This window comes from Bacillota bacterium (assembly GCA_040754675.1).
Taxonomy (GTDB): domain Bacteria; phylum Bacillota; class Limnochordia; order Limnochordales; family Geochordaceae; genus Geochorda.
Window position 1 is genome coordinate 1 of the sequence record JBFMCJ010000060.1, and the last position, 12,955, is coordinate 12,955.

At 68.0% G+C, this 12,955-nt stretch carries 16 protein-coding genes; all 16 read left to right on the forward strand.

The window, feature by feature from the left end:
* The first annotated feature begins 108 nt into the window (after positions 1-108).
* Positions 109-1,353, forward strand: a complete 1,245-nt coding sequence (locus AB1609_05535) for a flagellar hook protein FlgE (protein MEW6045929.1) — start codon at positions 109-111, stop codon at positions 1,351-1,353.
* 98 nt (positions 1,354-1,451) lie between these two features.
* On the forward strand, positions 1,452-1,706 hold the full coding sequence (locus tag AB1609_05540; protein ID MEW6045930.1) for a flagellar FlbD family protein: 255 nt from the start codon (positions 1,452-1,454) through the stop codon (positions 1,704-1,706).
* Positions 1,707-1,738: 32 nt separating this feature from the next.
* Positions 1,739-2,563 (forward strand): motility protein A, encoded by an 825-nt coding sequence (locus AB1609_05545; GenBank protein MEW6045931.1) that lies wholly within the window; start codon positions 1,739-1,741, stop codon positions 2,561-2,563.
* Positions 2,547-3,311, forward strand: a complete 765-nt coding sequence (locus AB1609_05550) for an OmpA family protein (GenBank protein MEW6045932.1) — start codon at positions 2,547-2,549, stop codon at positions 3,309-3,311. The genes AB1609_05545 and AB1609_05550 overlap by 17 nt, the downstream gene beginning before the upstream one ends.
* Before the next feature lie 29 nt (positions 3,312-3,340).
* Positions 3,341-3,901 carry a flagellar basal body-associated FliL family protein gene (locus tag AB1609_05555; GenBank protein MEW6045933.1) on the forward strand — a complete coding sequence of 187 codons (561 nt, stop codon included), beginning with the start codon at positions 3,341-3,343 and terminating at the stop codon, positions 3,899-3,901.
* Positions 3,888-4,298, forward strand: coding sequence for a flagellar motor switch protein FliN (gene fliN, locus AB1609_05560; protein ID MEW6045934.1), 411 nt, complete (start codon positions 3,888-3,890; stop codon positions 4,296-4,298). The genes AB1609_05555 and fliN overlap by 14 nt, the downstream gene beginning before the upstream one ends.
* 4 nt (positions 4,299-4,302) lie before the next feature.
* Positions 4,303-4,695, forward strand: coding sequence for a flagellar biosynthetic protein FliO (locus AB1609_05565; GenBank protein MEW6045935.1), 393 nt, complete (start codon positions 4,303-4,305; stop codon positions 4,693-4,695).
* Complete coding sequence (fliP, locus tag AB1609_05570; protein ID MEW6045936.1) at positions 4,673-5,488, forward strand: flagellar type III secretion system pore protein FliP; 816 nt, start codon at positions 4,673-4,675, stop codon at positions 5,486-5,488. The genes AB1609_05565 and fliP overlap by 23 nt, the downstream gene beginning before the upstream one ends.
* A gap of 55 nt (positions 5,489-5,543) precedes the next feature.
* Positions 5,544-5,813 (forward strand): flagellar biosynthesis protein FliQ, encoded by a 270-nt coding sequence (fliQ, locus tag AB1609_05575; protein ID MEW6045937.1) that lies wholly within the window; start codon positions 5,544-5,546, stop codon positions 5,811-5,813.
* Between the two features lie 39 nt (positions 5,814-5,852).
* Positions 5,853-6,653, forward strand: a complete 801-nt coding sequence (locus AB1609_05580) for a flagellar biosynthetic protein FliR (GenBank protein MEW6045938.1) — start codon at positions 5,853-5,855, stop codon at positions 6,651-6,653.
* Positions 6,614-7,798: a flagellar biosynthesis protein FlhB gene (flhB, locus tag AB1609_05585; protein ID MEW6045939.1), complete on the forward strand. Its 1,185-nt coding sequence runs from the start codon at positions 6,614-6,616 to the stop codon at positions 7,796-7,798. Before AB1609_05580 ends, flhB begins: the two co-directional genes overlap by 40 nt.
* An 8-nt stretch (positions 7,799-7,806) precedes the next feature.
* The gene (gene flhA, locus AB1609_05590; GenBank protein ID MEW6045940.1) at positions 7,807-9,888 is read left to right on the forward strand and encodes a flagellar biosynthesis protein FlhA; all 2,082 of its coding nucleotides are present in this window, start codon (positions 7,807-7,809) and stop codon (positions 9,886-9,888) included.
* The gene (gene flhF / locus AB1609_05595) at positions 9,878-11,056 is read left to right on the forward strand and encodes a flagellar biosynthesis protein FlhF (GenBank protein ID MEW6045941.1); all 1,179 of its coding nucleotides are present in this window, start codon (positions 9,878-9,880) and stop codon (positions 11,054-11,056) included. Before flhA ends, flhF begins: the two co-directional genes overlap by 11 nt.
* Before the next feature lie 3 nt (positions 11,057-11,059).
* A complete protein-coding gene (locus AB1609_05600; protein ID MEW6045942.1) occupies positions 11,060-11,986 on the forward strand; it encodes a MinD/ParA family protein in 927 nt (308 codons plus the stop codon).
* A gap of 16 nt (positions 11,987-12,002) precedes the next feature.
* Entirely contained in the window at positions 12,003-12,674 is a 672-nt protein-coding gene (locus AB1609_05605) for a flagellar brake protein (protein MEW6045943.1), read from the forward strand.
* 58 nt (positions 12,675-12,732) lie between these two features.
* Positions 12,733-12,955, forward strand: a 223-nt coding sequence (locus tag AB1609_05610; GenBank protein MEW6045944.1) for a sigma factor, incomplete at its 3' end; no start/stop codon positions are given.

Below are 12,955 nucleotides of genomic sequence, written 5' to 3' on the forward strand. Positions count from 1 at the left end.
GGAGGGGGCCTGCAGCGGCGGCCGCCGAACGACCGAGGCGGCCGCACCGGAACCCCGCCGGGAGGCGCCAGGGGGCGCCCCCGGCCGGAAGGAGGCAGGAGGTTTTCCATGCTGCGGTCGTTGTTTTCGGGCGTGTCGGGCATGCGGACGCACCAGCTCGACATGGACGTGATTGCGGACAACATCGCAAACGTCAACACGGCCGGCTACAAGGCCGGACGCATGACGTTCAAGCAGGTATACAGTCAGCTCCTGCGCGGCGCCCGGGGGCCGCTGGGCAACCAGGGGGGCATCAACCCGCTGCAGGTGGGGCTCGGCGTGACGACGGGTTCCATCGACACGCTGTTCACGCAAGGGGCGCCGCAGGCCACCGGGCGTGACACGGACCTTGCCATCGACGGCAACGGGTTTTTCGTGCTCACGACGGATGGTACGACCCGCTACTACACTCGCTCGGGCAACTTCTCGGTGGACAGCGGCGGCAACCTGGTTTACGCGAACGGCATGAAGGTGATGGGGTGGAACGCGGATCCGGCGACGGGCGTCGTCGATACCAGCCAGGCCATCGATGCGCTGACCCTTCCGATCACGACCACCATCCCTGCACAAGCCACGTCTAAGGTGTATCTCTCCGGCAACCTGGACAGTCGTACCCCGATCAATGGCACAGTTACCATGTCGTTCGACGTCTACGACTCGCTGGGTACCAGCCACGCTTTAGTTCTCACGTTCACAAAGACCGATAACAACCAGTGGGAAATCCAGGCTGGTGATGCTACTCTGGACGGTAACCCTGCTACGGGAGGCCTTCCCATTCCTATCTCTTTCGACCAATCGGGCGCTCCCCAAACTCCTACATCTACTGGTTTACCAGGCCTGCAGTTCACCTTAACGAACGGGGCATCCGACATCGATATCGATCTCAACTGGGCAGCCATGACTCAGTACGCCCAGGCGAACAACCCCACCCTGGCGTCGCAGAACGGCTACGCGCCGGGCTATCTCGTGCGGTTCACGATCGATGATGCGGGAGTTCTGAAGGGCGTGTTCTCAAACGACCTGACCCGGGATCTCGGCCAGATCGCGCTGGCCACCTTCACGAACCAGGAAGGCCTGGTCAAGCAGTCGGACACCCTGTTCACGGTCTCGGGTAACACCGGCACGGTGACCGTCGGCCAGCCCAGCTCGGGAAACCGCGGCAAGCTCGTGCCGGGGTTCCTGGAGATGTCCAACGTGGACCTGTCGCAGGAGTTCACCAACCTGATCCTGGCCCAGCGCGGGTTCCAGGCCAACTCGCGGGTGATCACGACGTCCGACGAATTGCTGCAGGAGTTGATGACACTCAAGCGGTAGGACTTGAGTTCAACGCAGTGAGCGGTTTGTCATGACTGGGAAGGCCGGCCCTGTAAGGCCGGCCCGGGTGAAGACGGACGAGGGAGGTGGGCTTCACGATCAAGGTGCACCGGCTTGACGGCAAGGAGTTCGTCGTCAACGCCGACCTCATCGAGATGGTGGAGTCCACCCCCGACACCGTCATCTCCCTGGTGAGCGGCCGCAAGCTGGTGGTGGCCGAAAGCGTGGACGAGGTGATCGGGCTCGTCATCCTGTTCAACCGGCGGCGGGTGGCCGGCCCGGAGCTGTCCGAACTTTCGAGGCCGCCCGTCGGCCGGGCGGGATCCCGGCCACCGGAGCGGCAGGTACCGTAGAAAAGCAAGCAGGGCGGGCAGGGAGCGCGGCTGTGGATCTGACGACGATACTCGGTATCCTGATGGGCCTGGGGTTCATCGGCGGGGCGATTGCGTTCGGCGGAAGCGTCCGCCAGTACCTTGACCTGCCCTCGTTCATCCTGGTCATGGGCGGCACGGTGGCGGCCACGATCATCAACTACCAGGGCCAGCACCTGCGAAACGCCCTGCGCGTTGTCCGCATCGCGACCGGGCAGCGCCGGTTCAACGCCGACGACCTGATCCGCCTCATCGTTCGCCTGGCGGAGAAGGCCCGCCGCGAAGGCCTGCTTGCCATGGAAGAGGAGGCCGAGCAGCTCAACGATTCGTTCCTGCGCAAGGGCATTCAACTTGTGGTGGACGGCACGGATCCGGAACTTGTCCGCAACATCATGGACATCGAGTTGACTTTCATCGAAGAGCGCCACCGCCAGGGCCAGGCCTTCTTCGAATCGCTGGCGCTCTATGCCCCTGCGTTCGGCATGATCGGAACGCTGGTCGGGCTCATCCGCATGCTCGGCAAGCTGGACGACCCGAGCACGGTCGGCCCCGCCCTGGCGCTTGCGCTTCTGACGACCCTGTACGGGGCGCTGTCGGCATATCTCATCTTCAACCCCATTGCGGGCAAGCTGCGGGTCAAGAACGACGAAGAGGTCATGATGCGGGAGATGATGATCGAGGGCGTCCTGTCCATCCAGGCCGGCGAGAACCCGCGCATCGTCGAGGAGAAGCTGCGCTCGTTCCTGCCGCCCGCGCAGCGGGCCGCACGCCAGCCCAGGACGCAGGCCGCTGCCAGGCCGGCCCAGCAGGTGGTGACGACCGGTGCCCGGGCCCGGTAACGCCGCCGGCCGGCGGCGCCGCCGCGGGAGCGGTGTGAACGTGGCAGCCCCCCAGTGGATGGTCACCTACTCGGACATGGTGACCCAACTCCTCGCGTTTTTCGTGATCCTGTTCTCCATCTCCAGCGTGGACGTGCAGCGCTTCCAGGAGCTGCTTTCGGCTTTCCGGGCGTCCGTCGGCATTCTGGAGACGGGCCGCACCTTCCAGCGGGAAACCGTTGTGGGAAACCCGCCCATCGCCATTTCCCCCAACCTGGCGGGCCAGGGCTCCCAGGCTCAACTCGAGCAGGTCTACCGAGAACTCAGCGGTGTTCTGGAGGCCGAGAACGTGTCGGCCGACGTGCAGCTCGTGCCGGAAGAGCGCGGGCTGGTGGTACGGATGGCCGACCGCGTGCTCTTCGACCTGGGCAAGGCCGACCTGCGGCCCGAATCGCAGCGGGTTCTGAGCGTGGTGGCGGGTGTGCTGAAGAGAATCCCCAACCCCGTGCGCGTAGAGGGGCATACGGACAACCTGCCCATTCACAACGAGCGCTTCCCGTCCAACTGGGAACTCTCCACGGCCCGTGCGACCACGGTGGTGCGCTACTTCATCGAGAAACACGGCCTCGAACCCCGCCGCCTGTCGGCGGCGGGATACGGGGAGTACCATCCCCTGGTTCCCAACACTTCGGCGGCCAACCGCCAGAAGAACCGCCGGGTTGACGTGGTGATTCTCAAGCTGGGCCTCACGGAGGAGCAGGCCCGGTGACGCTTTTGCCACGGATGGAGTGATGGAGGATGGCCGTTCAGCAGCCGCAGGTGCCGCCGCAGCAGCCTCCTCAAGCACAGCAGCCCCAGCAGCGAGGGGCGGGCATCGCCTGGGCCGTTGCAGCACTGGCCCTCATCATCCTGGCCTCCACGGGGAGCGCCTTTCTGGCCTATCTGATGTTCAACCGCTCGGTGCCGGCGAGGGCGCCCGAGGCAACCCAGGCTCCAGCCCAGGTCGTCGAGCGGCGCGCGGCCTCTGCCGAGGCCGCCGCACCGGCGCCGCTGGGCCCGACGCTGGACGCCGGGGAGTTCATCGTCAACCTGGCGCCCGGGCCGGGGCTGGGAATCCGTTACGCCCGGCTCGGCGTGGTGATCGAGGTGGACCGGCGCGAGGTGATCGACGAGCTGCAGCGCCGCCAGCCTCAAGTACAGGATGCCATCATCGGGGTGGTGCGCAGCAAGCGCTTCGAGGACCTCTCCAGCCGGGAGGGCGCCGAAGCCCTGCGCAAGGAGCTGGTCGAGGTTCTGCAGCGCCTGGTGTCCAAAGGGAAAGTGGTGAACGTCTATTACACCCAGCTTGTCATCCAGTAAGGCGCGGGGCGAGCCAGGGCGCCTGACGCTCCCCGCGGGCCAGGCCCGGCCGCCGGCGCCCGGTTCGCTCCCGCCGGTCACCGAGGTGCACCCGGTGCGCTTCGGGGAGTTGAAGCCGGAACCCGCGGGTGAGCCGGAGGGTAACCTCGACCTCCTGCTCGACGTGGGCGTCACCCTTTCGGTCGAGATCGGCCGGGCGAAACTGACGCTGGGTGAGGTGATGGGTCTTCGCAGGGGTTCCGTCATCGAGCTGGACAAGCTCGCCGGCGAACCGGCGGACGTCATCGTCAACGGGAAGCTCATCGCCAGAGGCGAGATCGTGCTGCTGGACGAGAAGTTCGGGGTGAAGATCAACGACATCGTGACGCGGGCCCGCCGCGCGCGGGACCTGCCCTGAGGCCATGGACGCGGCAGCAGTTGGACTGGGCGATCTGCTGCGGGTGATCGGGGCGCTGGCCGTCCTGGTGCCCCTGGCTTATCTGACCACCCGGCTGGTGGGCAGCAGGAGCGGGATCCGGTCGAGGCAGATGATGCGCATCCTCGACACCCTGCCGCTCGGACCAGGCCGGGCGCTTTACCTCGTTGAGGTGGGCGGCCGGGCACTGGTGATCGGGGTGGCGGGGCAGCAGATCCACCGGATCGCAACCATCGACGACCCAGAGGTACTGGCCGGCTTTCGCCGCCACGCCGGTCGCGGCAGTGTGGCACAGACCCTGGCGTCCGGCTGGTTCAGGTGGGGAAGGGGACAGGCGGCTTCCGACCGTTCAACCCATGAGCCAAACGAACGTCTGTGACCGGGTTGCGCCACTGAGGGCGCTTGCGTTGGCCTTGCTTTTTTTGGCGCTCGCGAGCGCGCCTGCGGGCGCGGCACAAGCGCCCGGCCCTGCCAGCCCGACTGCGCCGGCGGTCCGGCTGCCCTCCATCGAGCTTCGCTTCAACGGGCAGCCGCCCAGGGTGCCGGACCTGGTCAATACGCTTCAGATCCTCGCGTTGCTCACCATCCTCAGCCTGGCGCCGGCCATTCTGGTTCTGGTCACCTCGTTTACCCGGATCGTGGTGGTGCTTTCCTTCGTCCGCAACGCCCTTTCCACACCGCAGGTACCGCCCAACCAGGTTCTGGTGGGGCTGGCGCTCTTCCTGACCTTCTTTACCATGTATCCCACCTGGCAGCAGGTTTACTCCCAGGCCATCGGCCCCTACCTGGACGGGCGGATATCGCAGCAGGAGGCCCTCCGCCGGGGAGAGCAGCCCCTGCGGGACTTCATGTTCCGGAACACCCGCGAGAAAGACCTGGAGCTTTTTGTTTCGATGTCAGGCTCGCCGCGGCCCGAACGGCGCGAGCAGGTGCCCACCTACTTTCTCATCCCGGCGTTCGTCATCAGCGAGCTGAAGACCGCCTTCCAGATCGGATTCCTGATCTTCATCCCCTTCCTCGTTATCGACATGATCGTGGCCAGTACCTTAATGTCGATGGGCATGTTGATGCTTCCGCCCGTGATGATCTCGCTGCCGTTCAAGGTGCTGCTGTTCGTCATGGTGGACGGGTGGCACCTGATCACGCGGGCTCTGCTGACGAGCGTACGGTGACGGGACGGTGGCGGGCGACGGCGGGCAAGGGGCGACGGGGGGTCAGTCTCGACACATGAACGAAGCGCAGATTCTCTCCCTGGGGCGGGACGCCATCGTCACGGTGCTTTTGGTGTCGGGGCCGATGGTGGGGCTGGCCCTGGCGGTGGGCCTGGTGGTCAGCCTGCTGATGGCCACCACGCAGATCCAGGAGCAGACGCTGGCGTTCATTCCCAAGATCCTGGCGGTCTTTGGCGGGATGCTCGTCTTCGGCCCCTGGATGTTGCGCGTTATGCTCGACTTCTCCGAGCGGATCTTAGGCAACCTGACGGCGTTCATTGGCTAGGAAAAGCCCGGCCCGAGATGGGGGACAGTGGCGAGCGGCATGGGTTCACTGGCGGCGTTCCTGCTGATATGGGTGCGGACGTCGGCCCTCTTCTTCGGGGCCCGGCCGGCCTTCGCGCAGCCCGGGGTGCCGGGGCTCGTTCGCCTGGGGCTGTCCGGCGTCGTGGCGTTTCTGCTGCTGCCGCTGGCACCGCAGGGGGCCTGGCTGGAGTCGCTGTACGCCGCCGACGCCGGCGGCCCGGCCTGGGCTGCATGGGCGTACGCCGTCGCCCGTGAGGTGGCCGCCGGGCTCGTGATGGCGTTCGGGGTCAACGTGCTGTTCGGCGCGGTGCTGCTGGCAGGCCAGCTGGTGGACCTCCCGATGGGGTTTAGCGTGGTCAACGTCATGGACCCCACGACCGGGCAGGAGATGCCCCTGATCGGCCAGTTTCAGGTGCTGCTGGCGACGCTCATCTTCTTCGGGGTCAACGGACACCACGAGATGATCCGGTCGCTCGCCGCCAGCCTGCGCCTGGTGCCGCCGGGCGCGCCCTCGGCGGGCGGGGCGCTTCTGGACGGTGCCGTGGACGCCTTCGCCGGTTCTTTCGTGCTGGGGATCCGCCTGGGGGCGCCGGTCATGGCCGCGCTCTTCCTTGCCGACGTGGCGCTGGCGGTGGTGGCGCGGGCGGTTCCGCAGCTCAACGTCTTCGTGGTGGGGTTCCCGGCCAAGATCCTGCTGGGGTTCGGCGCCATCCTGCTGGCGCTGCCGTCGTTCACCAACGTGCTGGCCGGCGCTTTCGGGCGCGGGGGGGAGATGTGGGCATGGGTGCTCCGGATGGCCCAGGCCCTCTCGGGCCAGTAGTGCAGGCGAAGTGGCTGCCCCCGTTCGATCTGCAGCGCTTTGCCGACGGCGAGCGCACGGAGCCCGCCACGCCGCGCCGCCGTCAGGAGGCGCGCCGCCGGGGGCAGGTTGCCCGGAGCATGGATCTGGGCATGGCGGTCGTGGCGCTGGCCGGCGCGCTGGTGCTCAAGGCGGCCGCCGGGGTATTGATCGGCGACGCTGGCCGCCTGGCCTCTGAGTTCTGGGGGGGTGCGTTCTGGCAGCAGGAGATGACCGTGGATACCCTGCGCCAGATGGGATGGCTTGGACTTGCGGCGGCACGAGGCGTGCTCCCGGTGGTGGGCGTGCTGGTGGTGGCGGGGCTCGCCGCTCAGATCGCGCAGGTAGGTTTTTTGACCTCGTCTACGCCGCTTACGCCGCAGCTGTCGCGCCTCGATCCGCTCGCCGGGCTCCGGCGCATCTTCTCGCTGCGGGGCGCGTTCGAGCTGGCGAAGTCGGCCGCCAAGGCAGTGGTGGTAGGGTGGGCCGCCTGGAGGTTCATCCAGCAGGTGGTCACCGCCGCCTCCGACCTCGTGGCCATGCAGGTGCTGGCGGGGGCGGCGTTCGTGGCGGAGGTGGCTTTCCAGGAACTGCTGCACATGGGCCTGGCGCTCTTGGTCGTCGGGCTTGCCGACTACGCCTACCAGCGGTGGGAGTACGAGCAGAGCCTGCGCATGAGCCGCCACGAACTGCTGGACGAACTGAAGCAGACCGAAGGCGACCCCCACGTGCGGGGCCGCATCCGCAGCCGCATGCGCCAGCTCGCCATGCAGCGCATGATGCAGCGGCTGCCGAACGCCAGCGTGGTGGTCACCAACCCGACGCACGTGGCGGTGGCGCTGGAGTACGACGAGGCGAGGATGGACGCCCCGGTGGTGGTGGCCAAAGGGCAGGACCTGATGGCTTCCCGCATCATCGACGCCGCGCAGAAGTTTGGCGTGCCCGTCGTCGAAAACCCGCCGCTCGCCTGGGCGCTGTACGACGCCGTCCAGGTGGGCCAGTCCATCCCACCCGAGCTTTACCGTGCCACCGCGGAAGTTCTGGCTTACGTGTACCGGCTGCGCCGCGCAGGAAGGCGAGCCGCCGGGCGCCCCGCGTGGACTTCCGGAACCGTGAGGGAGGGGTAGCGGCTTAAATGGCGGTAGGACAGCGTACCACCACCGGACGTTCTCTGATGCAGGCAGTCCGCTATTCGGACGCCGCGGTCTTCCTCGCGGTCGTGGCCATCGTGATGATGATGGTCATCCCGATGCCGCCCGGATTGCTCGACTTGCTTTTGGCCTCCAACATCACGTTGTCGCTTCTCATTCTGCTTCTGACGATGAACGTCAAGGACCCGCTCCAGTTCTCGGTCTTCCCGTCGCTCTTGCTGGTCGCGACGCTCTTCCGGCTTGCCCTCAATATCTCGTCCACACGCCTCATCCTGCTCAACGGCTACGCCGGCCGCATCATCCAGGCATTCGGGCAGTTCGTCGTGGGCGGCAACTACCTGGTCGGCTTCGTGATCTTCCTCATCCTTGTGGTCATCCAGTTCATCGTGATCACCCGCGGCGCCGAACGCGTGGCCGAGGTGGCAGCCCGCTTCACGCTGGACGCCATGCCCGGCAAGCAGATGAGCATCGACGCGGACCTGAACGCCGGACTCATCACCGAACAGGAGGCGCGGGCGCGCCGGCGCGCCATCGAGCGTGAGGCGGACTTCTACGGAGCGATGGACGGCGCCAGCAAGTTCGTCAAGGGCGATGCCATCGCCAGCGTCGTCATCACCCTGATCAACATCCTGGGCGGGCTCGGCGTCGGCGTTGTCCAGAAGGGATACGACCTGACCGAGGCGCTGCGCCGCTACACGCTTTTGACCGTGGGCGACGGTCTCGTGACCCAGATCCCTGCGCTGCTCATCTCGACGGCCACCGGCATCATCATCACCCGGGCCGCCTCCGAGGAGAACATGGGCCGCGACCTGACCCACCAGCTATTCAGCCAGCCCCGAACGCTGGGCGCAGCTGCCGGGGTGCTGCTGGTGCTGGCCATGGTGCCCGGGCTGCCGACGCTGCCGTTCCTGGCCCTTTCGGGGCTGTCAGCCGGGGCGGCATACCTCTTGACTCGCCAGGAGCACCAGTCCCGCGAACGGGAGCGGGTGGCGGCGCTCGCCCGGGAGCGCGAGGAAGCCAAGCGCCCTGAGGCCGTCATGAGCCTGCTCCAGACCGACCCCGTGGAACTGGAGATCGGCTACAGTCTGATTCCCCTGGTGGACCAGGCGCACGGCGCCGAGCTCCTCGACCGCATCACCATGGTGCGCCGCCAGGTGGCGCTGGAGCTCGGGGTGGTGGTGCCGCCCATCCGCATCCGGGACAACATGCAGCTCAAGCCCAACGCGTACGTGATCAAGCTGCGGGGCGTCGAGATCGGCCGCGGCGAGCTGATGCCCAACCACCTGCTGGCCATGGATTCCGGCGAGGCGCTGGACAGGCTGGCCGGCGTGCGCACCAGGGAGCCGGCCTTCGGGCTTCCGGCGGTCTGGATCTCGCAGGAGGTGCGAGACCAGGCCGAGCTTCTGGGGTGCACCGTGGTGGACGCGCCGTCGGTGCTCGCCACCCACTTGAGCGAACTGCTGCGCCGCTACTCTGCCGAGCTTTTGGGGCGTCAGGAGACGCGCGCGCTCATCGACCACGTGAAGACCACCAACGCGGCCGTCGTGGAGGAGCTCATCCCCGAGCTTTCGAGCGTTGGCGAGGTTCAGAAGGTGCTGCAGAACCTCCTGCGGGAGGGCATCCCCATCCGGGACCTGGTGACCATCCTGGAGGCCCTGGCCGACTCGGCGCGGGAGACCCGGGACATCGACAGCCTGACCGAGCGGGTGCGGAGCGCGATGGCCCGGCACATCTCCCGCCTTTACGCCGACGAAGAGGGCGTCATCCCCGTCATCACCCTGGCGCCTGCCCTGGAGCAGCGGCTGGAGGAGCTGGCCGCCTCGCCGGCCGCCCTTCTGGACCCCGGTTTCGTTCAGCAGCTCGTTACGAGGCTGGCGACGGCCCAGGAACAGGCGGCGGCTCGGGGTAGACAGGCCGTCGTGCTCTGCTCGCCGTCGGTGCGGCGCTACCTGCGCCGGCTAATCGAGCGAAGCCTGCCGCGCCTGCCGGTGGTCTCCTACGGGGAGATCGCTCCCGGCGTGCAGATAGCAAGCGAAGGGGTAGTGGAGGCCCCCGATGCGAATTAAGCGCTACGTAGCCCCATCCATGCAGCAGGCCCTGGAAAGGGTCCGGGAGGAGATGGGTGACGGTGCCCTGATCGTCCAGACGCGGCGCCTCCGTTCCTGGTGGCGGCCGTGGGGCCAGGAGGGGGTCGAGGTCATCGCGGCCGTCGAGCCCCGCACCGCCGTGCATCCCCCCGCGCCGCCCCGGCCCGCAGAGCCCCGCGCCGGCGCGCCCCGGGCACCTGTGCCGCCGGGCCGCCAGGCCCCCCTGGACGGCATCGGCTCGAACTCGCACGCCAACCGCCCTGCCCCGCCGGCCGCAGCCGGGCGTTCTGCTCCGGACCTGCGGGCCCAGGAGACCGTCTGGTTCGACCGCCTCACGCAGTGCGACGTGGAGGCGTCGCTGGCGTGGGAGATGGTTCAGAAGGCGGCGCTCCTTGCGAGATCGAGCGGGATGAAGATGGTCCGGGCCCTGCTCGAGCAGGTCGAATCCAGCGTGCCCACCGCGCCGCTGTGGGAGCGCGACCGTCACCCGCGCTTCGTCATGCTGGTAGGTCCCACGGGCGTCGGCAAGACCACCACGCTGGCCAAGCTGGCCGCTAACTTCGCCCTCATCGGCGGCTGGCAGGTCGGACTCGTAACGGCCGACACGTTTCGAATCGGGGCCGTTCATCAACTGCGCACCTACGCCGAACTCACCGGCCTGCCCCTGTGGGTTGCCCAGGATTCGGAGCAACTGCGGGACATCTGCCGTGCCGCTACCCAGGAACTGGTACTCATCGACACCGCCGGCCACAGCCCGTCAGACCGGCGGAAGCTGGAGCAGACGCTGGCTCTGACCCGGTCGCTGGCCGGCGAGACCGCCGTCATGCTGGTGGTGCCGGCGGCCGCCCGCCAGGCCGACCTGATGGAGATGGTCGAGGCCTACCGGCCGCTGAAACCCTCCGGGGTGATCGTGACCAAGGTGGACGAGACCCGCCGGCGCGGCGCCCTGCTGAACGCGCCGCGGTGGGCCGGACAGCCGCTCGCGTTCATCACCACGGGCCAGACGGTTCCGGACGACATCGAGGTGGCCGACGGCAACACGGTGGCGAGGTGGCTTCTGCGCGACTGGATCCCGGAGTCGGAGCTTCCTGGCGAACGCCATACACCGGCCGGCGAGCGGGCGCCGGTGAGCGACGGGGGTGGGTAAGCCGTGGCGGAGTTCTTTTCCCGGCGTTTTGACCAGGCCTCCTCGCTGCGGGAGCTCGTGCTGAGCCGGCGAAGCGAACCGCTCGCGACGAGGGATGAGACGGCGGACCTGTCCACTCCGTACGGCCGCCTGGCCCGGGTGGTCGCGGTGAGCAGCGGCAAAGGCGGCGTGGGAAAGACGAGCCTGGCCGTCAATTTGGGCCTGGCTCTGCAGGAACTGGGCCGCCGCGTCGCCCTGGTGGACGCGGACCTGGGCATGGCCAACGTGGACATCCTGATGGGCCTCGTGCCCCAGTACCACCTGGGTCACGTGGCGGACGGCACGTGCACGCTCGAACAGGCCCTCTGTCGCGACCCCGACGGGCTGCTGGTGCTCCCGGGCGCCTCGGGGCTCATGGAGCTGGCCTCGATGCGCGGCGAGGCGCTGCAGCGGCTGCTTGGCCAACTGCGGCGGCTTGACCGGCTGGTGGACGTGATGCTGATCGACACGGGCGCGGGCATCGGCGAGCAGGTGATGGCGTTTCTGCAGGCCTCGCCCGAGGTGATCGTGGTGGCGACGCCGGAGCCGACTTCCGTCACCGACGCGTATGGCCTCGTCAAGGTGTTGACCCGCACCCGTTCGGCGGCACGGCTGCACCTGGTGGTCAACATGTGCCGCAACGCCGATGAAGGCATGCGGGTGGCGGGCCGCCTCAAGGCCGTGGCCGGCCGGTTTCTCGGCGTGGAGCTGTCCCTGCTGGGGGCGGTACCCCACGACCCGGCTGTCTCTCGAGCGGTGCTGGACCAGGTGCCGCTCCTGCGCGGCTGGCCGCGCAGCCCTGCGGCGCGGGGCGTCCGGGAGGTGGCGCGCAGGCTGCTGGAGCTTCCAGCGGTCACATCCGGGGGAGGACTCAGCGGCGCACTGCGGCGAATGGTTCGCCTGACCAGATGAAGGAGGCGCACCCATCGTGCCGTCCGAACCAGCGCCCGTCGCCGTCAACGACCTGGTGGACATGGAGGTGCCCGAAGGCCCCATGGCGGGGCGATACCGCACGAGGGTCGAGGGGCTGACCGACAACCGGCTCGCGCTGGCAGCGCCCATACATCTGGGTGCTCGGCTCCAGCTCCCGCCCGGCACCCGGGTCATCGTGCACGTGCTCAGGAGCGACCCGGCCCGGGGGGCTCGCTTTGAGGGGCATACGGAAGTGCTGGCCAACCGCGAGGAGAACGGCGTGCTCATGCTGGTCCTGGCGATGCCGCAGTGGCAGCGCATCCAGCTGCGGAGCTGGACCAGGGTCAACGTCATGGTGCCCGTCCGGTGGCGGCCGACCCGGCGGGCGGATCGGCAGGTCCTTCGCTGGGTGGAGACGGAGAGCCGGGACCTGGGCGGCGGCGGTCTCGTCATCTGGGCAACCCATCCGCCCGGCGTGGGCCAGCTTCTCAGCGTGGCCATCGAACTCCCCGAGAGCACCGTGGAAGCGGTCGCGGAGGTGGTGCGCGTTCAGGCGCTCGGCGAAGACCAGGGTGGAGGGTTCGGCGTGGCGCTGAAGTTCGTGGAGATCGCGGAGCCGGACCGGGATCGCATCATCCGCTTCGTGCTGCGCCGTCAGGCGGAGATGCGGCGCATGGGCCTTCTGTGACGAGCATGAGCGCAGTTCTTTAGGGAGGCGTGGAGGGGTGGCACAGCCTGAGGCCGAACTGGCGACGCCTGCCATATCGCCGAGGCTGGCGCGGCTGTGGAAGAGGTTCAGGAAGACGCGCTCGCCCGAGATCCGGGAGCAACTCATCCTGGAGTACGCGCCGCTGGTGAAGCACGTGGCGGGGCGCCTGGCCGTCATGCTGCCGCCGTACGTGGAGTTCGACGACCTGGTGAGCTACGGGATGTTCGGGCTCGTGGAGGCGGTGGAGCGGTTCGACTTCG